Origin of the sequence: Streptomyces cylindrosporus, assembly GCF_022698165.1 — a bacterium.
GTDB lineage: Bacteria > Actinomycetota > Actinomycetes > Streptomycetales > Streptomycetaceae > Streptomyces > Streptomyces cylindrosporus.
The window spans coordinates 342,804-364,511 of the sequence record NZ_JALDAY010000009.1; the positions used below are offsets into that span (position 1 = coordinate 342,804).

Here is a 21,708-nt window from a genome sequence, read left to right on the forward strand (position 1 = left end):
CGCACCGCCCGGACCCGACGTCCGCACCAGGTCGACGGGTCCGCCGGCGGTGCCCCCGGCCGGGCCCGTGGACCCGGCCCCGGCAGGCGAGAAAGCGAGACGCAAGAGATGAACCCCACCGACACGGTACGGACAGCGGTCGGCACCGCACTCCTCGAGGACTTCTCCCTGGAGATGACCGGCAAGGACGTGCCCAAACTGGAGGAGGCCCGCGACTCCATCCCCCAGGGCACCCGGATCAATGTCACCTTCCTCGGCAACGAGGACCTGGAGATGCGGCTGGCGGCGGCCAGAGCGGTCAAGCGGCTCGGCTTCGTCCCCGTGCCGCACATATCCGCCCGCCGGCTCGGCTCGCGCGACGACTTCGAGCGGTTCCTGGCGGGCCTGCAGGCCGACGGCACCTCCGACAACGTCTTCCTCGTCGGCGGCGACCCGGCCTACCCCGAGGGCCCCTACGCCGACTCGCTGTCCCTGATCGACACGGGACTGCTGCAGGAGTACGGCGTACGGCACGTCGGCATCACCGGATACCCGGAGGGCCATCCCGCCATCGACGGCCCGACGCTGTGGTCGGCGCTGCAGGGCAAGCACGCCGCCCTCGCCGCGCAGCCGCTGGAGGGCAGCGTCATCACGCAGTTCGGCTTCGACGTCGACCCGGTGCTGGCCTGGGTCGAGGAGGTCCGGCGGCGCGGCATCTCGGTCCCCGTAAGGATCGGCGTCCCGGGCCCGGCCGGAGTGCGCCGGCTCATGTCGTACGCCGCCCGGTTCGGCGTCGGCACCAGCGCCTCCGTCGTCAGGAAATACGGGTTCTCGATCACCAACCTGATGGGCACGGCGGGACCGGACCGCTTCCTGCGCGACCTCGCGGCCGCCTACGACCCCGCTCGGCACGGGGAGTTGAAGATTCACTTCTATACGTTCGGCGGGCTCAGGGCCACCTCCGAGTGGGCCGCCCGCTTCCGGAAGGACAGCGCAGCATGACCCTCACGCAAACCGCTCCGGCCCGTACGTCGACGGGCGGGGCGACCGCGCAGCAGGCCTGCCTCATCGTGCAGGGTGCCGACGCGACGGGCATCGTCGCGGCCGTGACCTCGGTGCTCAGCGGCCACGGCGCGAACATCGTCTCCCTCGACCAGTACTCCGACAATCCGCAGGGCGGCGCCTTCTTCCAGCGCACCGTCTTCGGCCTCGACAGCCTCCAGGCCCAGCTGCCCGCCCTGCGGGCCGATCTGGACAAGGAGCTGGTCGACCGGTTCGGGCTGCGCTACACCCTGCGCGACCTGTCGGTGCCCAAGCGGGTGGCGATCTTCGCGTCCAAGTCCGACCACTGCCTGCTCGACCTGCTGTGGCGCCACCGCCAGGGCCAACTCCCGGTCACCGTCGCGATGGTGATCTCCAACCATCCCGATGTGGCCGAGGAGGTCCGCTCGTTCGGCATCCCCTTCTTCCACGTGCCCTGCCAGGGCGCCGACAAGTCCGCCGCGGAGGCGGAGCACCTGCGGCTGCTGAAGGGCAACGTCGACTTCGTCGTGCTGGCCCGTTACATGCAGATCCTCTCCGGCGCCTTCATCGAGGACGTCGGCGTGCCGATCATCAACATCCACCACTCCTTCCTGCCCGCCTTCATCGGCGCCGGCCCCTACGCCAAGGCCAAGGAGCGGGGCGTGAAGCTGGTGGGCGCGACCGCGCACTACGTCACCCAGGACCTCGACGAGGGCCCGATCATCGAGCAGGACGTGGTCCGTGTCACGCACGCCCACACCGCCGCCGACCTCACCCGCCGCGGCGCCGACGTGGAACGCGCGGTGCTCTCCCGTGCGGTGCTGTGGCATGCCGAGGACCGGGTCATCCGCGACGGCAACCACACCATCGTCTTCGCCTGACGGGGCCGGCCCCGAGAAACGGTTCGCCACCATGACAACCACCATCGACGGCAGCCGGATCGCCCGGCGCATCCGTCAGCAGGTCGCCGAAGAGGTCGCCGCCGCCGCGCTCTCGGGGACGGTCCCCGGGCTGGCCACCATCCTCGTCGGCGACGACCCGGCCAGCGCCGTCTACGTCGCCGCCAAACGCCGGGCCATCAAGGAAGCCGGCATGCGCGACTTCCACCGCCATCTGCCCCACCACGCCACCCACGACGACGTGGCCGAGGTGATCGACGCCCTCGCCGCCGACCCGGAGGTCTCCGGCATCCTGCTCCAACTCCCGCTGCCCCGGCACCTCGACGGGATGGCGCTCATCAACCGCATCCCCGTCACCAAGGACGTCGACGGCCTGACCACCGCCAGCGCCGGCCGACTCGCCCGCGGCGAGCGCGGATTGCGGCCCTGCACCCCCAGCGGCGTCCTCGAACTGCTCGACGCCGAGAACATCCCGCTCAGGGGAGCGAACGTCGCGGTGGTCGGCTGGGGCGAGCTGGTCGGCAAGCCCCTGACCCAGCTCCTGCTCAGCCGCGGGGCGACCGTGTCGGTGGCCCACGAGCACACCACCGACCTCGCGGCCGTCACCCGGGCCGCCGACATCGTCGTGGTCGCCACCGGCGTGCGCGGACTCGTCGGCCCCGAACACGTCCGCCCCGGCGTGGTCGTCATCGACGTCGGCATCCACCGCACGCCCTCCGGACTGGCCGGCGACGTCCGTTCCGCCGAACTCGACGGCATCGCCGACCGCATCACCCCGGTGCCCGGCGGCGTGGGCCCCATGACCATCGCCATGCTGCTGGTCAACACGCTGCGTGCCGCACGGTGGGGCGCCGAACGCGAGGCCGTGGCGGCGTGACCGGACACCGACAGGAGGCACGCGATGGACCGACCGCCGCCCATGGCCCGGCTCGGCGGGCGCCTCGCCACCGGTCTCGTCGACGTAACCTCGGACCCGGCGGCGCTGGACTCCGAGGGCTTCTGGGCCGTGGTCGCCGACTTCGAGGGCCGGCTGACCTGCGCCCGCTTCCGCGACGTACGACGGGCGGGTGACCGCGACCTTCCGGCGGCGCTGTGGCACGGACCGCCCGCCGACGCCTGGTCCACCTCGCTCGACCGTGCCGCGTACCAGCAGGGAGTGACCCGCATCCGCGAGCACATCGCGGCCGGTGAGGTCTACCAGGCGAACCTGTGCCGGGTCTTGTCCGCTCCCGTCGACCCCGGTGCCGACCCGGCCGCCCTCGCCGGGCTCCTGGCACGGCACAACCCGGCGCCGTACGCCGGTGTCGTCCGGCTCCCGGAGCACGGCGTGGAGGTGGCGACCGCCTCGCCGGAGTTCTTCCTCCGTCGCGATGGCGGGTGCGTGGAGTCGGGACCCATCAAGGGGACCGGCCGCACCGAGGCGGACCTGCTGGAGAAGGACCACGCCGAGAACGTGATGATCGTCGACCTGGTCCGCAACGACCTCGGCCGCGTCTGCGCGACCGGTTCCGTGACCGTGCCCGACCTGTGCGTCGTGGAGAAGCACCCCGGCCTCGTCCACCTCGTCTCCACGGTCGGCGGGCGACTGCGCGACGGCGTGGGCTGGCCGGAGCTGCTGGCGGCGACGTTCCCGCCGGGTTCCGTCACCGGCGCACCGAAGGAGAGTGCCCTGTGCATCATCAAAGCCCTGGAAACGGCCCCCCGCGGCCCCTACTGCGGTGGGATCGGCTGGGTCGACGCCGACCGCCGACGGGGCGAACTGGCCGTCGGCATCCGCACCTTCTGGATCGACCGCGCCGAAGGACTCCTGAAGTTCGGCACCGGAGCCGGCATCACCTGGGACTCGGACCCGCAGCGGGAGTGGGAGGAGACGGAGCTGAAGGCACGCCGGCTGCTGGCCATCGCGTCGGTGGGACATCCGGATCCGCTCCCGTAGGCTGGTCGTTCAGGCTTGATCGTTTGAGAGGGGTGTGCCGGCATGGGTCGTTCAGGCCGGGTGACGTTGAACGACGTGGCCAAGGCGTCCGGCGTGTCCCGGGCGACGGTGAGCTTCGTCCTCAACGACGACCCACGGCAGACGATCTCCGCGGCGACCCGGCAGCGCGTCCTGGACGCCGCCCACGACCTGGGCTACGTCGTGCACGGCATCGCCCGCGCCCTGCGCGAGGGGTCCTCGCGGATCGTGGTGCTCCACGTGGACCACGGGATGGAGGGCAACTTCTCCCGCAGCTACGTCCAGGGCCTGGACGAGGAACTGGCCGAACACGACCACGTCCTCCTGGTCCGCCACGGGCACGGGGCACCGCAGTCCACGCAGAAGATCCTCGACGCCATCGCGCCGAGGGCCGTGCTGCGGCTCGGCGAGGTCTACATGCAGGGACTCGAGCCCCCCGAGGACTGGGAGAACGGGTTCGCCGCCAACGCGTCCCTGCAGATCGCCTACCTCGCCGAACGGGGGCACACCCGGATCGCCATGGCGCTGCCCGACCACGAGTTCCCGCTGACCGAGGCCCGCCTCGGCTTCGCCCGGGAGGCCGCCCGGCGTCTGGGGCTGCCGCCCCTCGAACGCTTCGTCGTGCCCCGGCCCCGGGAGGCCAGCGCGGTCGCCGTCGAGGCGTTCCTGGCCGAGCACCCGGACGTGACCGCCGTGGCCGCCTTCGACGACGACATCGCCCTGCGCACCCTGACCGCGTGCCGCGACCTCGGACGCCGGGTGCCCGAGGACGTGGCCGTGATCGGCTTCGACGAGACCGAGCACGGCTCCCTGTCCACGCCCGCGCTCACCACGGTCCACATCGACGCCGAGATCCTCGGCCGGATCGCCGCCCGCAACGCCCTGGGCATCGACAGCGGGGGACTGGCGCCCGTGCCCGGACACATCGTGGCCCGCGCGTCGGTCTGACCGCACTCAGGGATGGCGCACCGCGCACAGCCACCCCTGTCGCTTAATCGATTCAGTCACCTCTTCACCACCGGATGGAGGCCCCCATGGGCATCGCCGAGGCACAGCGCAGCACGTACGAAGCGGTCCTGCGGATGCAGGACGCCCCCTTCGTCGCCGAACGGCCGCCGTACTTCAGCCCGGCCGCCGCGGCCCAGGACAAGAGCAACGCTCCCGGCGCCTACGGCTACTTCGCCCAGACGCTGTTGCCGCTCGAATACACCAACTGGGTCGAGGAGTGCGGCGCGCACGTCACCTCCTGCTACGTCGGGGACTGGTCGTCCCTGCACAAGGTCGTCGTCCGGGGGCGGGAGGCGCGGGCCTTCCTCGGCTGGCTGGGCATGCGGGACCTGTCCCGCTTCGAGCTGGGCCAGATCAAGCACCACGTCCAGCTCGACCAGAACGGCTGGGTCGCCTCCGAGGGAATCGTGTGCCGCCTCGACGAGGAGGAGTTCCTGTACACGGCGGGCAGCGGGGACTGGCTCATCTGGCAGCTGGGCCAGGGGAGTTGGGACGCGGAGGTGCAGGACGTCAGCCCCGACCGGTTCATCTTCGGCGTCCAGGGCCCGGCGGCCCTGGGCACGCTGGAGGCGCTGACGGGGGAGAGCCTGCGCGACATCGCCTTCAGCCGGAGCCGTATGTCGAAGATCGGGGGAGTCCCGGTCCGGGTCCTGCGCACGGGCATCTCGGGCGAGCTCGGCTACGAACTGCACGGCCCCAGCGAGCACGCCAACGAGATCTGGTCGGCCACCGTCACCGCCGGCGAGCGCTTCGGGATCCGGCAGCTGGGGCTGAGGTCCCAGCCGGTGCAGCACATCGAGGCGGGCATCGCCACGAACGGCCTCGACTACCTCCCGGCCTCCATTCTCACGCCCGGCGCGCCGCGGCAGTTCCGCAGGGGAATCCCCGGTGGCAGCTTCGTGCCGGAGGGCGGCGTCACCGACTACTTCCGCAAGCCGGGAGAGCTGGGCTGGGGCTTCCGCAAGGGCCTTCCCGACCGTGACTTCCAGGGCCGGGACGCGCTGGCCGCCGACGCCGCCCAGGGGGAACCGCAGCGCACCCTCGTGGGCCTGCGCTGGAACGCCGAGGACGTCGCCGGTATCCTCGCCGCTCCGTTCGGCGGGGGTGACCTGCCCGACCCGATGGAGCTGCCGCGCGGCCGGGGCCCGGTGTTCGACCAGGTGCTCGCCGGCGGCCGGCGGGTGGGCGTGTCCACCGGCCGGACCGTCAGCGTGAACCTGCGGTCGACCATCTCCCTGTGCGTGATCGACCCCGCCCACGCGGCGCCCGGTACGGACGTACGGGTGCTGTGGGGCCGGCCGGGCACCGCGCAGCGCGAGGTCAGGGCGACGGTGACGGCGCTGCCGTTCAAGCCGGACCGGCGGCGCACCGACGTGTCCGCGCCGCCGTCCTCGCAGGTCTGAGCCGCGCCAGCCGCACCGCCGCAGGTAACCGGAGCGAAACGATGGCCTTGTAAGTTGCGTTGCTCGCAACCTAGTGCGTATAGCGCTACTGGTATTAGCATGCGTCGCGTATCTACGGCGCGAGCGAGACGAGGCACCATGGCTCCCCTGCAATACGACTTCGTCATCGTCGGCGGCGGTTCGGCCGGCAGCGCACTGGCGAACAGGCTCTCCGCGGATCCGGCGAACAGCGTGCTGGTCCTGGAGGCAGGCCGGTCCGACTACCCGTGGGACGTCTTCATCCACATGCCCGCGGCGCTGACGTATCCCATCGGCAGCCGCTTCTACGACTGGAAGTACGAGTCCGAGTCCGAGCCCCACATGGGCGGCCGGCGCGTCTACCACGCCCGCGGCAAGGTGCTGGGCGGCTCCAGCAGCATCAACGGCATGATCTTCCAGCGGGGCAACCCCATGGACTACGAGCGCTGGGCCGCCGACCCCGGGATGGAGACCTGGGACTACGCGCACTGCCTCCCCTACTTCCGCCGCATGGAGAACTGTCTCGCCGCCGACCCCGACGACGAGTTCCGCGGCCACGACGGCCCCCTCGTCCTGGAGCGCGGCCCCGCCACGAACCCGCTCTTCGGTGCCTTCCTCAAGGCCACCGAGGAGGCCGGATACGCCCCGACGGACGACGTCAACGGCTACCGGCAGGAGGGCTTCGCCAAGTTCGACCGCAACGTCCACCGCGGCCGTCGCCTCTCGGCCTCGAAGGCGTACCTGAAGCCGGCGAGGAAGCGCCGCAACCTGACCGTGAAGACCCGCGCCCTGGTCACCCGCGTCCTCTTCGAGGGCAAGAAGGCCGTCGGCGTCGAGTACCAGCGCGGCAAGGGCGCCCCCCAGCAGGTCCGCGCCCAGGAGGTCATCCTGTGCGGCGGCGCAATCAACTCCCCGCAGCTGCTTCAGCTTTCGGGTGTCGGCAACGCAAAGGAACTGCGCGCCCTCGGCATCGACGTCGTGCACGATCTGCCGGGCGTCGGCGAGAACATGCAGGACCACCTGGAGGTGTACATCCAGTACGCCTGCAAGCAGCCCGTCTCCATGCAGCCGTACCTGGCGAAGTGGCGGGCGCCCTTCATCGGGCTGCAGTGGCTCTTCCGGAAGGGCCCGGCCGCCACGAACCACTTCGAGGCCGGCGGCTTCTGCCGCAGCAACGACGAGGTGGACTACCCCAACCTGATGTTCCACTTCCTGCCCATCGCGGTCCGCTACGACGGCTCCGTGCCGGCCGGCGGCCATGGCTACCAGGTGCACGTCGGACCCATGTACTCGGACGCCATCGGCTCGGTGAAGATCAGGAGCAAGGACCCGCGCGAGCACCCGGCGCTGCGCTTCAACTACCTCTCCACCGAGCAGGACCGCCGAGAGTGGGTCGAGGCGATCCGGGTCGCCCGCAAGCTCCTCAACCAGCCCGCGCTCGCCCCCTACAACGACGGGGAGATCTCGCCCGGGCCGTCCGTCGAGACCGACGAGGAGATCCTCGCCTGGGTCGCCAAGGACGGCGAGACCGCACTGCACCCCTCCTGCACCTGCAAGATGGGCACCGACGAGATGTCCGTCGTCGACCCCACCAGCATGCGTGTGCACGGCGTCGAGGGGCTGCGCGTGGTGGACGCGTCGGTGATGCCGTACGTCACCAACGGCAACATCTACGCCCCGGTGATGATGATCGCCGAGAAGGCCGCCGACCTGATCCTCGGCAAGGAGCCCCTCGCGCCGTCGAAGGCCGCGTACTACCGCCACCGCGACGCCCAGAAGCAGGCCGGGTAGACCTTGGCCGCCGCGACAGGGCTACGGGCGCTGCTGGAGAGCGTCCGCTACGAGGTGCTGCCGGCGAAAGCCACCGAGGACGGGGTCCTCGCCCGTGTCCCGCGCGACGTCGTCGTCACCGTGACCGCGTCACCGGTCAAGGGCCTGGAGCCCACGCTCCGCCTCACCGAGCGGCTGGCCGCGCACGGCTACCGTGTCGTCCCGCACGTGCCCGCGCGGCTGCTGCGGGACGAGGTGCACGTCAAGGAGGTCACCGCCCGGCTGCGCGAGGCGGGCGTGGACGACGTGTTCGTCCCGGCGGGTGACGCCGACCCGCCGGCCGGGGCCTACGACGGCGCCCTGCCGGTGCTGCGCACGCTCACCGAACTGGGCGGCCCCTTCGCGCACGTCGGCATCACCGGCTACCCGGAGAGCCATCCGCTCATCGACGACGACGTCACCGTCCAGGCCATGTGGGACAAGCGCGCGCATGCCACGTACATCGTGAGCAACCTCTGCTTCGACCCTCGGGTGCTGGGGGAGTGGATCGCGCGGATACGGCGCCGGGAGGTCACCCTGCCCGTGTACGTGGGTGTCGCCGGGCCCGTGCAGCGGACGAAGCTGCTGGCGATGGCCACGAAGATCGGGGTGGGGGAGTCGACGCGGTTCCTGACGAAGCACGCGTCCTGGTTCCTGCGGTTCGCGGCGCCGGGCGGCTATGCGCCGCAGCGGCTGCTGGAGCGCGCGGGACCGGCGCTCACGGCGCCTGCGGCGGGCGTGGCCGGGCTGCACCTGTTCACCTTCAACCAGATCGCCGAGACGGAGCGCTGGCGCCGGGCGATGATCGACCGGCTCGGCGGCTGACCGCCGTATACAGGGAGGGGCGGGCCGGGGATCCCGGTCCGCCCCTCCTGGGTGGGTCGCTCAGCGGAAGACCACCGTGCGGTTGCCGTCCACCATCACCCGGCTCTCGCTGTGCCACTTCACCGCGTGCGCCAGGACCTGCGCCTCGACGTCCCGGCCGACCGTGACCAGTTCGCCGGGGTCGAGGGAGTGGTCGACTCGGACCACGTCCTGCTCGATGATCTGGCCCTCGTCGAGGTCGGAGGTGACGTAGTGCGCCGTCGCGCCGACGAGCTTCACGCCTCGGTCGTAGGCCTGGTCGTAGGGCTTCGCGCCCTTGAAGCTGGGGAGGAAGGAGTGGTGGATGTTGATCGCGCGGCCCTCCAGCTGCTTGCACAGGTCGTCGGAGAGGATCTGCATGTAGCGGGCGAGGACCACGAGGTCGACGTCCAGCTCGCGCACCAGCTCCAGCAGGCGCGCCTCCGCCTCGGCCTTGGTGTACTTGGTGACCGGGACGTGGTGGAAGGGGATGCCGTACGTCTCGGCCAGCCCCTCGAAGTCCCGGTGGTTGGAGACGATCGCGGGGATCTCGATGTTCAGGGAGCCCGTACGCTGCCGGAACAGCAGGTCGTTCAGGCAATGGCCGAACCGGGACACCATGATCAGCGTCCGGGTCGGCGTCGAGGCGTCCCGGAGGGTCCAGGTGATGTGGTGGGCCTCGGCGACGGGGCCGAACCGGTAACGCAGATTTTCCAGATTCGCGTTTGGATCGGAAACGTCGAAGTGGACCCTCATGAAGAAACGTCCCTGGAGACGATCATCGAATTGCTGGCTCTCCAGGATGTTGCCGGAGTTGCGGACCAGGAAGCCGCTCACGGCGTGGACCAGTCCCGCGCTGTCGGGACAGGAGAGAGTGAGGACGAACTCACGGCCGGGCTGAGGTCGAGGGGACATATGCGGCCTCCGTCGGTGCGTATTGCACAACTGGGTGAGCGATACGCAACATGGTCGGCTCGGGGCGCGCCCCGGGTCAAGGGTGGGCGGGCAACTGCCCGCATGGCGAAATCGTCATCCGCCAACCCCTTGACGATTGTCCGGTCATTCGCCAGGGTGTTCCACCACAAGCAATTGGATGCATGATGCGCAACGCTTTTCGGCTGAAGGGCTTGGCTCGTGGCAGACCTGTACGTTGACGGTGAATGGCGGGAACCGGTGGCCGGAGGCCGCCGCGAGATCCGATGTCCGGCCGACGGCTCGCTCAGCGCGACCGTGGCGGAAGGGACCCGTCCCGACACCGAGGCGGCCGTCGCCGCCGCCCGCCGCGCCTTCGACGAGGGCCCCTGGCCGCGCACCCCCGAGCGCGAGCGCGGCGCCCTGCTGCTGCGCACCGCCGACCTGATCGAGCGCGACGCGAAGGAGTTCGCCCGCGCCGAGTCGCTGGACACCGGCAAGCGGCTGGTGGAGAGCGAGTACGACATCGCCGACGTCGTCTCCTGCTTCCGCTACTACGGCGGCATCGCCGGCACCGACGCGGGCCGCGTGATCGACACCGGCCGCGACGACGCGGTGAGCCGGGTGGTGTACGAGCCGGTCGGCGTGTGCGGACTCATCACCCCGTGGAACTACCCGCTGCTTCAGGCCAGTTGGAAGGTCGCCCCGGCGCTCGCCGCGGGCAACACGATCGTCCTCAAGCCCAGTGAACTCACCCCCTCCACCTCCGTCCTGCTGATGCGGGCGCTGGAGGAGGCCGGGCTGCCGGCGGGCGCCGCCAACCTCGTCCTGGGCACCGGCCCCGAGGTGGGCGCCCCGCTCTCCGAGCACCCGGACGTCGACATGGTGTCCTTCACCGGCGGCCTGGAGACCGGCAAGCGCATCATGGCCACCGCGGCGGCGACCGTGAAGAAGGTCGCGCTGGAGCTCGGCGGCAAGAACCCGAACGTCGTCTTCGCCGACGCCGACTTCGAGACCGCCGTCGACTTCGCCCTCACCGCCGTCTTCCTGCACTCCGGGCAGGTCTGCTCGGCCGGCGCCCGGCTGATCGTCGAGGACTCCCTGCACGACCGGTTCGTCGACGAGGTCGTCCGCCGCGCACGCCGGATCCGTCTCGGCGGGCCCTTCGACCCCGAGGCCGAGACCGGCGCGCTGATCTCCGCCCAGCACCTCGCCAAGGTCGAGGCGTACGTCGCGGCCGGCCTCGCGGAGGGCGCCGTGCTGCGCTGCGGCGGCGCCCGGCCCGACGACCCGGCGCTCGCGAACGGCCACTACTACCCGCCGACCGTCCTCGACGAGTGCACGCAGGACATGCGCGTGGTGCACGAGGAGTCCTTCGGGCCCGTGCTGACCGTCGAGCGCTTCACCGACGAGGACGACGCCGTACGCATCGCGAACGACACCGAGTACGGACTCGCCGGGGCCGTCTGGACCCAGGACGCCGGGAAGGCCCAGCGGGTCGCCCGGCGGCTGCGCCACGGCACGGTGTGGATCAACGACTACCACCCCTATGTACCGCAAGCCGAATGGGGTGGCTTCGGGCACTCGGGCACGGGCCGGGAGCTGGGACCGACCGGCCTGAACGAGTACCGAGAGCCCAAACACGTCTGGCAGAACATCCAACCCCGGCCGCAGCGCTGGTTCAGCGGCTGAACGCCGAAAAGAGGTCGATCGTGACCCCCACACAGACCGAGGTGCCGCAGCGGCGCGGCACGCCCCAGGACTCGGACGGCACTCCGGTCATATCCGTGCGCAATCTGTGGAAGGTGTTCGGGCCGAAGGCCGACCGGGTGCCGCAATCGGAGGAACTGTGCGGCCTCTCCCGCCGGGAGCTCATGGACCGCACCGGATGCACCGCCGCCGTGCGCGACGTCAGCTTCGAGGTCGCGCCCGGTGAGGTCTTCGTCGTCATGGGCCTGTCCGGCTCCGGCAAGTCCACCCTGGTGCGATGTCTGACCCGGCTGATCGAACCGACCTCCGGCGAGGTCGTCTTCGAGGGCCAGGACATCCGCCAGTGCGACGACAAGCACCTGCGCGAGCTGCGCCGCAGCAAGTTCTCCATGGTCTTCCAGCACTTCGGGCTGCTGCCGCACCGCCGGGTCGTGGACAACGTGGGCTTCGGCCTGGAGATCCGCGGGATGGGCAAGGCGGAGCGCACCAAACGGGCCCTGGAGGTCGTCGAGTTGGTGGGCCTGTCCGGCTACGAGAACTCCTACCCCGACCAGCTCTCCGGCGGCATGCAGCAACGCGTGGGCCTGGCAAGGGCGTTGGCGGGCGACCCGGACGTCCTCTTCTTCGACGAGCCGTTCTCCGCGCTCGACCCGCTGATCCGGCGTGACATGCAGAACGAGGTCATCCGGCTGCACCACGAGGTCGGCAAGACCATGGTGTTCATCACCCACGATCTCTCCGAGGCGCTCAAGCTGGGCGACCGCATCCTCATCATGCGCGACGGCAAGATGGTCCAGTGCGGCACCGGCGATGAACTGGTCGGCGCCCCCGCCGACGACTACGTACGCGAGTTCGTGAAGGACGTGCCGCGCGGCGACGTCCTCACCCTGCGCTGGATCATGCGCGCGCCGGAGGACGGCGACGACCTGGAGGGCCCCGAGCTGGGCCCGGACGTGGTGGTGAAGGAGGCCACCCGCGTCGTCCTGGCGGCGGACAAGCCGGTCAAGGTCGTCGAGAACGGCAAGCTGCTCGGCATCGTCGGCGACGAGGAGATCCTCGCCGTGGTCGCCGGGCAGGAAGGCGCCGTGTGATGACCGTCGCCATAGAGAAACCCGAGCAGACGGAGGCCGCGCAACCGGCGCCGCCCGTCAAGAGCGAGCGCAAGGTCAGCCGCTGGATGGTGGTCGGCGCGATCCTCGTCGTCTGGCTGGTGCTGTTCGCCGTACTGCGGGGCAGGCAGACGCTGTCCCTGGCGGCCGCCGACCTCACCGATCTGCACCGCTGGATCAACGACTTCAACGACTCCATCGGCGCCAACCGCAACTCCAACCCGCTCTTCCTGTACTTCTTCAACGAGATCCGGCTGGTCATCGACAACCTGGTGACCTTCATCCAGCACCTGATCTCCCAGCCGTCAGGGACCCGCCCGGTCCCGCAGATCGGCTGGCTCGGCGTCGTCGGCCTGGCCGGCTACGTGTCCTGGGCCGTGGGCAACTGGCGGGTCGCCCTGCTGGCCGTCGCCGGCTTCACCTTCTTCGGGCTCCAGGGGCTGTGGCAGGAGTCCATGGACACCCTCGCCCTCACCCTCTCCGCGGTGTTCGTGGCGCTGCTGTTCGCGATCCCGCTCGGCGTGTGGGCCGGACTCTCGGACCGGTTCAACCGGATCATGACGCCGTTCCTGGACTTCATGCAGACGATGCCCACCTTCGTCTACCTGGCGCCGCTCACCCTGTTCTTCCTCATCGGCGGCGCCTCCGCGACCATCGCCACCGTGATCTACGCGGCCCCGCCGACGATCCGCATCACCGCGCACGCCATCCGCAACGTCTCGAAGACCACGGTCGAGGCGGCCGACTCCCTCGGCGCCACCCGCCGCCAGTCGCTGCTGAAGGTCCTGCTGCCGATGTCCAAGCGGACCGTGGTGATGGGCGTCAACCAGACCATCATGGCCGCCCTCGCCATGGTCACCATCGCCGCCCTGATCAACGCACCCGGCCTCGGCGCCAACGTCATCCAGGCACTCCAGTCCCTCGACGTCGGCACCGCCTTCAACGCGGGCCTCGCCATCGTCGTCATGGCGATCGTCCTGGACCGCGTCACCACCGCGGCCGCCGCACGCGAGGAGAACGCCCGCAGGTCCACGCACGACTTCACGAAGTGGCGCCGCCCCCTGCTGGGCGCCGGCGCCGCGGTCACCGCCGTCCTGATCTACCTCTCGCACACCTACCTGTGGGCGGCCGACTTCCCCGGCGACGGCACCGTCGGCAGCCACATCGCGAGCGCCGCCGACACCGCGACCAACTGGGCGCAGGACCACCTGTCGGGCCTGACCAACACCATCCGCGACGTCATCACCAACGGCCTGCTCAACCCGTTCCAGACCCTGCTCACCGACTCCCCCTGGTGGCTCGTCGGCGCGGTGCTGGTCGCGCTGGCGGTGGTGCTGGGCGGCTGGAAGTCCGGGGTCACCACGGCCGTGTGCGTGGGCCTGCTGGTCGCCACCGGCGTGTGGTCGGACGCGATGACCACGCTGGCCTCCACGCTCGTCGCCACCGTGCTGGTGATGATCCTCGGCATCGTGTTCGGCGTGTGGATGGGCCGCAGCATGCTCGTGGACCGGACGATCCGGCCGACCCTGGACGCGGCCCAGGTCATGCCGCCGTTCGTCTATCTCGTGCCGTTCCTCGCGCTGTTCGGCGCCACCCGCTTCACGGCCATCGTCGCCGCGATCGTCTACGGGGCGCCCGTTGCCATGAAGATCATCGCCGACGGGATCCGGGCCGTGCCCGAGACCACCGTGGAAGCGGCCACCTCGGCCGGGTGCAACACCTGGCAGATCATCACCAAGGTCCAACTGCCGATGTCACGCAGTGCCCTGACACTCGCCACCAACCAGGGCCTGATCTACGTGCTGTCGATGGTTGTTGTGGGCGGCCTGGTAGGAGCAGGCGCTCTCGGCTACGACGTCGTGGCCGGATTCTCGCAGGGCGAGCTGTACGGCAAGGGGCTGGCGGCAGGACTCGCCATCGTACTGCTCGGAGTCATGTTCGACCGGATCACTCAGGCAGCGGCGCGACGCGCGAGCGCTTAAGGAGCACGACACCATGGCAAGACACTGGCGAGCCGGCGCGGCCGGCCTGGCCGTCCTCGGCCTCACCCTCACCGCGTGCGGTGGTGCGAAGGTCGGCGACACCTCCTCGGGTTCGGGCAGCTCGGGCGGCAGCTCCGGCAAGTGCGGCACCTTCAACCTCGCGGTCAACCCCTGGGTGGGCTACGAGGCCGACGCGGCGGTCGTCGCGTACGTCGCGGAACACAGCCTCGGCTGCAAGGTGAACAAGAAGAACCTGAAGGAAGAGATCGCCTGGCAGGGCTTCGGCACCGGCGAGGTCGACGCGATCCTGGAGAACTGGGGCCACGCCGACCTGGTGAAGAAGTACATCACCGAGCAGAAGACCGCCGTGGACGCCGGCCAGACCGGCAACAAGGGAATCATCGGCTGGTACGTGCCGCCGTGGCTGGCCAAGGCGCACCCCGACATCCTCGACTACAAGAACCTCAACAAGTACGCCGCCAACTTCAAGACCTCCGAGTCCGGCGGCAAGGGTCAGCTCCTGGACGGCGACCCGTCGTACGTCACCAACGACGCGGCCCTGGTGAAGAACCTCAAGCTGGACTTCAAGGTGGTGTACGCGGGCAGCGAGACCGCGCTCATCCAGTCCTTCCGGGACGCCGAGAAGAACAAGAAGTGGGTCATCGGCTACTTCTACGAGCCCCAGTGGTTCCTGTCCGAGGTGCCGCTGAAGAAGGTCAGCCTGCCGGCCTACAAGGACGGCTGTGACGCGGACGCGGCGAAGGTCGCCTGCGACTACCCCGTCTACAACCTCAACAAGATCGTCAGCGCGAAGTTCGCCAAGTCGGGCAGCCCCGCCTACAACCTGGTGAAGAACTTCAACTGGACGAACGACGACCAGAACGAGGTCGCCAAGTACATCGCCCAGGACAAGATGTCGGACGACGCGGCGGCCAAGAAGTGGGTCGACGCGAACAAGGACAAGGTGGACGCCTGGCTCAAGTAGCCGAGTCGGGCAGGCCGGTCGAACATGCCCGGCGGGCGGCACGCGTCCTCGCGTGCCGCCCGCCGGGCATTGCCGTGTCCGGGCCCGTGTTTCCGGGCGTTTTCCGACGTCACGGACCCCTTGACACCCCCTCCCCGGGACAGGCACGCTGAGTTGCGCAACCTGAATCGCGTTGCGCACAAAGCAACTGGCCGGTTTTGATTTCGGAGGTGCGGCGATGGCGGGACCCCGAGTGGTGATCATCGGAGCGGGCGTCGTGGGAGCGGCCCTCGCGGACGAGATCTCCGCGCGAGGCTGGACCGAAGTGACCGTGGTCGACCAGGGCCCGCTGCCGGCCACCGGAGGCTCCAGCTCACACGCCCCGGGCCTGGTCTTCCAGACGAACTCCTCCAAGACCATGACCGAGCTGGCCCGCTACACCGTCGAGAAGTTCTGCTCCCTCGACGTCGACGGCAAGCCCTGCTTCCTCCAGGTCGGCGGCCTCGAAGTGGCGACCACCCCCGAGCGCCTCGCGGAACTGCACCGCCGCCACGGCTGGATCACCGCCTGGGGCGTCGAGGCCCGTCTGCTGACCGCCGACGAGTGCGTCGAGCAGCATCCGCTGGTCAACCGCGACAAGGTCCTCGGCGGCCTCCTGGTCCCCACCGACGGCCTCGCCAAGGCGGTCCTCGCCGTCGAGGCGCAGATCCGCCGGGCCACCGAGCGCGGCGTGACCTTCCTGCCCCGCCACGAGGTCCTCGACATCCTCCGGGCCGACGGCGAGGTCACCGGCGTCCGCACCGACCGGGGCGACCTCGAAGCCGACATCGTCGTGTGCTGCGCCGGCATCTGGGGCCCGAAGATCGCCCGCATGGCCGGCATGAACCTCCCGCTGACCCCGCTCGCCCACCAACTCGCCTGGACCGGCCCGATCCCCGCGCTCGCCGGCCAGACCGAGGAGGCCGTCCGGCCGATCCTGCGCCACCAGGACGCCGACCTCTACTACCGCGACCGCTTCGACGGCATCGGCATCGGCTACTACGGCCACCGCCCGATGCCGATCACCGCCGACGAGATCCTCTCGTTCGACGAGGCCGAGCAGATGCCCTCCGTCCTGGAGTTCACCGAGGACGACTTCGCGCCCGCCTGGGCCGAGACCCAGTCCCTGCTCCCCGCCACCCAGGAGGCGAAGGTCGAGGAGGGCATCAACGGCCTGTTCTCCTTCACCACCGACAACTTCCCGCTCCTCGGCGAGTCCCCGGACGTCAAGGGCTTCTGGGTCGCCGAGGCGGTCTGGGTCACCCACTCCGCGGGCGTCGGCCGCGCGATGGCCGAGTGGCTGGTCGACGGCTACTGCTCCTCCTTCGACCTGCACGAGTGCGACGTCAACCGCTTCGAACCGCACCAGCTGACCCCCGAGTACGTCCTGGCCCGCGACTGCCGGAACTTCGTCGAGGTCTACGACATCCTCCACCCCCTCCAGCCGTCGGGCGACCCGCGCCCGATCCGCAAGAGCCCCTTCCACGCCCGCCAGCAGGAGCACGGCGCGTTCTTCCTGGAGGCGAACGGCTGGGAGCGCCCGCAGTGGTACGAGGCCAACGCCGCCCTGGTGGAGGGCCGTTCGATCCCCACCCCCAACGACTGGGCGGCGCAATTCTGGTCGCCGATCGTCGGCGCCGAGGCCCAGGCCACCCGCGAGACCGTCGCCCTCTACGACATGACGGCCCTCAAGCGCCTCGAAGTGTCCGGCCCCGGCGCCGCCGACTTCCTGGAGCGCCTGGTCACCGGCAAGGTCGCCAAGTCCGTCGGCTCGGTGACGTACACCCTGCTGCTCGACCACGACGGCGGCATCCGCAGCGACGTCACCGTGGCCCGGCTCGCCCGGGACCTCTTCCAGGTCGGCGCGAACGGCAACCTCGACCTCGACTGGTTCGGCCGCCACCTGCCGGCCGACGGCACGGTCCAGGTCCGCGACATCACGCCGGGCACCTGCTGCGTCGGCCTGTGGGGCCCGCTCGCCCGCAAGGTCCTCCAGCCCCTGGCCGACGAGGACTTCTCGAACGACGGCCTGAAGTACTTCCGCGCCAAGCGCGCAAACATCGGGTCCGTCCCCGTGACGGCCATGCGGCTGTCGTACGTCGGTGAGCTCGGCTGGGAGCTGTACACCACCGCCGACCTGGGCCAGAAGCTCTGGGACACACTGTGGGCGGCGGCCGAACCGCTGGGCGGCGTCATCGCAGGCCGCGGCGCCTTCAACAGCCTGCGCCTGGAGAAGGGCTACCGCTCCTTCGGCACCGACATGACCTACGAGCACGACCCGTACGAGGCCGGCGTCGGCTTCGCGGTCAAGCTCGACAAGGAGGACTTCATCGGCAAGGCGGCGCTGGAACGCCGCAAGGCCGACGTCCGGCGCCGGCTCACCTGCCTGACGATCGAGGACCCACGGTCGGTCGTCATGGGCAAGGAGCCGGTGTACGACGGCGATCGCGCCGTCGGGTACGTCACCAGCGCGGCCTACGGCTACACGATCGGCAAGGGCATCGCGTACGCCTGGCTGCCGACGGAACTCACCACCCCCGGCACGACGCTCCACATCGGCTACTTCGACCAGCGCGTCGAGGCGGTCGTGGCCGAGGAGCCCCTGTTCGACCCGACGATGTCCCGCCTCCGTGGCTGACCCCCGGGAAGGAGCAAGGCCGGTGACCGCACAACTCCTCGACGGCAAGGCCACCGCCGCCGACATCCGGCGTGAACTCGCCGAGCGCGTCGCCAAGTTGGCGGTCGGCGGCGGTCGCCCGCCCGGCCTCGGCACGGTCCTCGTCGGCGACGACCCCGGCAGCCGTGCCTACGTTGCCGGCAAGCACCGCGACTGCGCCCAGGTCGGCATCGCCTCCATCCGCCGGGACCTGCCCGCCGACGCGACCCAGCGGCAGGTCGAGGACGTCGTCGACGAGCTCAACGCCGACCCCGCCTGCACCGGTTACATCGTCCAACTCCCGCTGCCCGCACACCTGGACGCGAACGCCGTACTCGCCCGCATGGACCCGGCCAAGGACGCCGACGGACTGCACCCCGTCAACCTCGGCCGCCTCGTCCTCGGCACCGAGGCGCCGCTGCCGTGCACCCCACGCGGCATCGTCGAACTCCTGCGCCGGTACGAGGTGCCGATCGCCGGGGCCCGAGTCTGCGTGGTCGGGCGCGGCATCACCGTCGGACGCCCCATCGGCCTCCTGCTCACCCGCCGCTCCGAGAACGCCACCGTCACCCTCTGCCACACCGGCACCAAGGGCCTGGCCTGGCATGTCCGCGAGGCCGACATCGTCGTCGCGGCCGCCGGCTCGCCCGGACTGATCACCAAGGACATGCTGCGCCCCGGCGCGGCCGTCCTGGACGTCGGCATCACCCGCACCGAGCACGGGCTCGTCGGCGACATCCACCCGGAGGCCGCCCAGGTCGCCGGCTGGATCGCCCCGATGCCCGGGGGCGTGGGCCCCATGACCAGGGCGATGCTGCTCGCCAACGTCGTCGAGGCCGCCGAGAGGAACGCGACCGCCGTATGAACGCGCTGAACACCCCCCTGGCGGAGCTGGACCCCGAGGTCCACGCGGCCCTCGCCGCCGAACTCCACCGCCAGCAGTCCACCCTCGAAATGATCGCCTCCGAGAACTTCGCGCCCACCGCCGTCATGGAGGCGCAGGGTTCGGTCGCGACCAACAAGTACGCCGAGGGCTACCCCGGCCGCCGCTACTACGGCGGCTGCGAACACGTCGACGTCACCGAGCGGTTGGCGATCGAGCGGATCAAGTCCCTCTTCGGGGCCGGGTTCGCCAACGTGCAGCCGCACTCCGGGGCCCAGGCCAACACCGCCGTCTTCTTCGCCCTGTTGCAGCCAGGCGACACCGTCCTCGGCCTCGACCTCGCGCACGGCGGCCACCTCACCCACGGCATGCGCATCAACTACAGCGGCAAGATGCTCAACGTCGTGCCCTACCACGTGTCCGAGGCGGACAACCTGGTCGACATGGACGAGGTCGAGCGCCTCGCCAAGGAACACCGCCCCAAGATGATCATCGCGGGCTGGTCGGCGTACCCCAGGCAGCTGGACTTCGCCGCCTTCCGCCGGATCGCCGACGAGGTCGGCGCGCTGCTGATGGTCGACATGGCGCACTTCGCGGGCCTGGTCGCAGCCGGGCTGCACCCGAGCCCGGTACCGCACGCCCACGTCACCACCACGACCACCCACAAGACCCTCGGCGGCCCGCGCGGCGGAGTGATCCTCACCAACGACGCCGACCTCGCCAAGAAGATCAACTCGGCGGTGTTCCCCGGCATGCAGGGCGGCCCGCTGGAGCACGTCATCGCCGCGAAGGCCGTCTCCTTCAAGGTCGCCGCGTCCCCGGAGTTCGCCGAGCGCCAGGCCCGCACGCTGGCCGGCGCCCGCATCCTCGCCGAGCGCCTGACCCGGCCCGACGCCGAGGCGGCCGGCGTGCAGGTGCTGACCGGCGGCACGGACGTCCACCTGGTCCTCGTCGACCTGCGGGAGTCCCCGCTGGACGGCCGCCAGGCGGAGGATCTCCTCCACGAGATCGGCATCACCGTCAACCGCAACGCGGTGCCCTTCGACCCGCGCCCGCCCATGGTCACCTCGGGCCTGCGCATCGGCACCCCGGCGCTGGCCACGCGAGGCTTCACGGAGGAGGACTTCGCGGAGGTCGCCGACGTGATCGCGCTCGCCCTCCAACCCGAGCCGGACACCGCGGCGCTGCGCGCCCGCACCGAGGCGCTCGCCGCCAAGCACCCGCTCTACCCGCACCTGTCACAGGCAGCAGCAGAAGCCGGAGACGCCCGATGACCCCCCGCACCCCCGGCGCCGAGCTCCCCGAACACCCCGACTGGCTGTGGCGCACACCCGAGCCGAAGCGCTCGTACGACGTCGTCGTCGTCGGCGGCGGCGGACACGGCCTGGCCACCGCCCACTACCTCGCGAAGAACCACGGCATCACCAACGTCGCCGTGCTGGAGAAGGGGTGGCTCGCGGGCGGCAACATGGCCCGCAACACCACGATCATCCGCTCCAACTACCTCTGGGACGAGAGCGCCGGCATCTACGAGCACGCGCTCAAGCTCTGGGAGGGCCTGGCGGACGAGCTCGACTACCCGATCCTCTTCTCCCAGCGAGGTGTCCTGAACCTGGCGCACAGCCTCCAGGACGTCCGCGACAGCGTCCGCCGCGTCGAGGCGAACCGTCTCAACGGCGTGGACGCGGAGTGGCTGGACGCGGACGGCGTGAAGGAGGTCTGCCCGATCGTCAACACCTCCCCGGACGTGCGCTACCCGGTCCTCGGCGGCACCTACCAGCCCCGCGCGGGCATCGCCAAGCACGACCACGTGGCCTGGGGACTGGCCCGCTCGGCGGACGCCGCGGGCATCGACATCATCCAGAACTGCGAGGTCACCGGCCTGGACGTGGTCGGCGGCCGGGTGATCGGAGTCCGGACGAACCTGGGTCCCATCGCGGCCGGCAAGGTGGCCCTGTGCTCAGCCGGCCACACCTCCGTCCTCGCCGCCATGGCCGGCATCGAACTCCCGCTCCAGAGCCACCCGTTGCAGGCCCTGGTCTCGGAACTGCTCGAACCGGTGCACCCCACGGTCGTCATGTCCAACGCCGTCCACGTGTACGTCAGCCAGGCCCACAAGGGCGAGCTGGTGATGGGCGCGGGCATCGACGCGTACAACTCGTACACGCAGCGCGGGGCGTTCCACATCATCGAGGAGCAGATGTCGGCGGCCCTGGAGCTCTTCCCGGTCTTCGCCCGCGCCCACGTCCTGCGCACCTGGGGCGGCATCGTCGACGTAAGCCCCGACGCGTCACCGATCGTCGGCCTGACCCCCGTGGACAACCTCTACCTCAACTGCGGCTGGGGGACGGGCGGTTTCAAGGCCACCCCCGGGGTCGGCTGGGTCTACGCCCACACCATCGCGCACGACACCCCGCACCCCCTCAACGCCCCCTTCTCGCTCGACCGTTTCACCACCGGCGCGCTCGTCGACGAGCACGGCGCGGCCGCGGTGGCCCACTAGGGATCCCCAAGGAG

General features: G+C 70.5%; 17 protein-coding genes. 16 read left to right on the forward strand and 1 reads right to left on the reverse strand.

Annotated elements, in window-relative coordinates; all coding sequences use genetic code 11:
* Window positions 1-108: 108 nt before the first annotated feature.
* The 8 genes from MQP27_RS29985 to MQP27_RS30020 all read left to right on the forward strand — a co-directional run bounded on the left by MQP27_RS29985 (window position 109) and on the right by MQP27_RS30020 (window position 8,918).
* Window positions 109-981, forward strand: a complete 873-nt coding sequence (locus MQP27_RS29985) for a methylenetetrahydrofolate reductase (protein WP_242769083.1) — start codon at window positions 109-111, stop codon at window positions 979-981.
* Window positions 978-1,883 (forward strand): formyltetrahydrofolate deformylase, encoded by a 906-nt coding sequence (gene purU, locus MQP27_RS29990; RefSeq protein ID WP_242769084.1) that lies wholly within the window; start codon window positions 978-980, stop codon window positions 1,881-1,883. The genes MQP27_RS29985 and purU (MQP27_RS29990) overlap by 4 nt, the downstream gene beginning before the upstream one ends.
* A gap of 31 nt (window positions 1,884-1,914) precedes the next feature.
* The gene (locus tag MQP27_RS29995; RefSeq protein ID WP_242769085.1) at window positions 1,915-2,778 is read left to right on the forward strand and encodes a bifunctional 5,10-methylenetetrahydrofolate dehydrogenase/5,10-methenyltetrahydrofolate cyclohydrolase; all 864 of its coding nucleotides are present in this window, start codon (window positions 1,915-1,917) and stop codon (window positions 2,776-2,778) included.
* 24 nt (window positions 2,779-2,802) lie between these two features.
* A complete protein-coding gene (locus MQP27_RS30000) occupies window positions 2,803-3,837 on the forward strand; it encodes a chorismate-binding protein (RefSeq protein WP_242769086.1) in 1,035 nt (344 codons plus the stop codon).
* Between the two features lie 42 nt (window positions 3,838-3,879).
* Complete coding sequence (locus MQP27_RS30005) at window positions 3,880-4,803, forward strand: LacI family DNA-binding transcriptional regulator (protein ID WP_242769087.1); 924 nt, start codon at window positions 3,880-3,882, stop codon at window positions 4,801-4,803.
* 86 nt (window positions 4,804-4,889) lie between these two features.
* Window positions 4,890-6,266: an aminomethyl transferase family protein gene (locus tag MQP27_RS30010; protein ID WP_242769088.1), complete on the forward strand. Its 1,377-nt coding sequence runs from the start codon at window positions 4,890-4,892 to the stop codon at window positions 6,264-6,266.
* Window positions 6,267-6,404: 138 nt separating this feature from the next.
* Window positions 6,405-8,075 carry a choline dehydrogenase gene (gene betA / locus MQP27_RS30015; protein WP_242769089.1) on the forward strand — a complete coding sequence of 557 codons (1,671 nt, stop codon included), beginning with the start codon at window positions 6,405-6,407 and terminating at the stop codon, window positions 8,073-8,075.
* A gap of 3 nt (window positions 8,076-8,078) precedes the next feature.
* Window positions 8,079-8,918 carry a methylenetetrahydrofolate reductase gene (locus MQP27_RS30020; RefSeq protein ID WP_242769090.1) on the forward strand — a complete coding sequence of 280 codons (840 nt, stop codon included), beginning with the start codon at window positions 8,079-8,081 and terminating at the stop codon, window positions 8,916-8,918.
* Window positions 8,919-8,978: 60 nt separating this feature from the next.
* On the opposite strand, the gene purU (MQP27_RS30025) is transcribed toward MQP27_RS30020, so the two are convergent.
* Complete coding sequence (gene purU, locus MQP27_RS30025) at window positions 8,979-9,851, reverse strand: formyltetrahydrofolate deformylase (RefSeq protein WP_242769091.1); 873 nt, start codon at window positions 9,849-9,851, stop codon at window positions 8,979-8,981.
* Between the two features lie 219 nt (window positions 9,852-10,070).
* Between purU (MQP27_RS30025) and MQP27_RS30030 the strand changes: the two genes are divergently transcribed.
* The 8 genes from MQP27_RS30030 (at window position 10,071) to MQP27_RS30065 (ending at window position 21,694) form a co-directional block, all read left to right on the forward strand.
* A complete protein-coding gene (locus tag MQP27_RS30030; RefSeq protein ID WP_242769092.1) occupies window positions 10,071-11,540 on the forward strand; it encodes an aldehyde dehydrogenase family protein in 1,470 nt (489 codons plus the stop codon).
* A 20-nt stretch (window positions 11,541-11,560) separates the two neighbouring features.
* On the forward strand, window positions 11,561-12,649 hold the full coding sequence (locus MQP27_RS30035) for a quaternary amine ABC transporter ATP-binding protein (protein ID WP_242769093.1): 1,089 nt from the start codon (window positions 11,561-11,563) through the stop codon (window positions 12,647-12,649).
* Entirely contained in the window at window positions 12,649-14,649 is a 2,001-nt protein-coding gene (locus MQP27_RS30040) for an ABC transporter permease (protein ID WP_242769094.1), read from the forward strand. Before MQP27_RS30035 ends, MQP27_RS30040 begins: the two co-directional genes overlap by 1 nt.
* Window positions 14,650-14,662: 13 nt before the next feature.
* On the forward strand, window positions 14,663-15,634 hold the full coding sequence (locus tag MQP27_RS30045; RefSeq protein ID WP_242769095.1) for an ABC transporter substrate-binding protein: 972 nt from the start codon (window positions 14,663-14,665) through the stop codon (window positions 15,632-15,634).
* Between the two features lie 217 nt (window positions 15,635-15,851).
* Window positions 15,852-18,290, forward strand: coding sequence for a GcvT family protein (locus tag MQP27_RS30050; protein WP_242769096.1), 2,439 nt, complete (start codon window positions 15,852-15,854; stop codon window positions 18,288-18,290).
* Window positions 18,291-18,312: 22 nt separating this feature from the next.
* Window positions 18,313-19,173 carry a bifunctional methylenetetrahydrofolate dehydrogenase/methenyltetrahydrofolate cyclohydrolase gene (locus MQP27_RS30055; protein ID WP_242769097.1) on the forward strand — a complete coding sequence of 287 codons (861 nt, stop codon included), beginning with the start codon at window positions 18,313-18,315 and terminating at the stop codon, window positions 19,171-19,173.
* A complete protein-coding gene (gene glyA / locus MQP27_RS30060) occupies window positions 19,170-20,465 on the forward strand; it encodes a serine hydroxymethyltransferase (protein WP_242769098.1) in 1,296 nt (431 codons plus the stop codon). The genes MQP27_RS30055 and glyA overlap by 4 nt, the downstream gene beginning before the upstream one ends.
* A complete protein-coding gene (locus tag MQP27_RS30065; RefSeq protein ID WP_242769099.1) occupies window positions 20,462-21,694 on the forward strand; it encodes a sarcosine oxidase subunit beta family protein in 1,233 nt (410 codons plus the stop codon). Before glyA ends, MQP27_RS30065 begins: the two co-directional genes overlap by 4 nt.
* Window positions 21,695-21,708 lie beyond the last annotated feature (14 nt).

Excerpts from the sequence above, each read along its gene's own strand:
- MQP27_RS29985 (WP_242769083.1), top strand. The coding sequence starts at position 109 with ATGAACCCCACCGACACGGTACGGACAGCGGTCGGCACCGCACTCCTC.
- purU (WP_242769084.1), top strand. The coding sequence starts at position 978 with ATGACCCTCACGCAAACCGCTCCGGCCCGTACGTCGACGGGCGGGGCG.
- MQP27_RS29995 (WP_242769085.1), top strand. The coding sequence starts at position 1,915 with ATGACAACCACCATCGACGGCAGCCGGATCGCCCGGCGCATCCGTCAG.
- MQP27_RS30000 (WP_242769086.1), top strand. The coding sequence starts at position 2,803 with ATGGACCGACCGCCGCCCATGGCCCGGCTCGGCGGGCGCCTCGCCACC.
- MQP27_RS30005 (WP_242769087.1), top strand. The coding sequence starts at position 3,880 with ATGGGTCGTTCAGGCCGGGTGACGTTGAACGACGTGGCCAAGGCGTCC.
- MQP27_RS30010 (WP_242769088.1), top strand. The coding sequence starts at position 4,890 with ATGGGCATCGCCGAGGCACAGCGCAGCACGTACGAAGCGGTCCTGCGG.
- betA (WP_242769089.1), top strand. The coding sequence starts at position 6,405 with ATGGCTCCCCTGCAATACGACTTCGTCATCGTCGGCGGCGGTTCGGCC.
- purU (WP_242769091.1), bottom strand. The coding sequence starts at position 9,851 with ATGTCCCCTCGACCTCAGCCCGGCCGTGAGTTCGTCCTCACTCTCTCC.
- MQP27_RS30040 (WP_242769094.1), top strand. The coding sequence starts at position 12,649 with ATGACCGTCGCCATAGAGAAACCCGAGCAGACGGAGGCCGCGCAACCG.
- MQP27_RS30045 (WP_242769095.1), top strand. The coding sequence starts at position 14,663 with ATGGCAAGACACTGGCGAGCCGGCGCGGCCGGCCTGGCCGTCCTCGGC.
- MQP27_RS30050 (WP_242769096.1), top strand. The coding sequence starts at position 15,852 with ATGGCGGGACCCCGAGTGGTGATCATCGGAGCGGGCGTCGTGGGAGCG.
- glyA (WP_242769098.1), top strand. The coding sequence starts at position 19,170 with ATGAACGCGCTGAACACCCCCCTGGCGGAGCTGGACCCCGAGGTCCAC.
- MQP27_RS30065 (WP_242769099.1), top strand. The coding sequence starts at position 20,462 with ATGACCCCCCGCACCCCCGGCGCCGAGCTCCCCGAACACCCCGACTGG.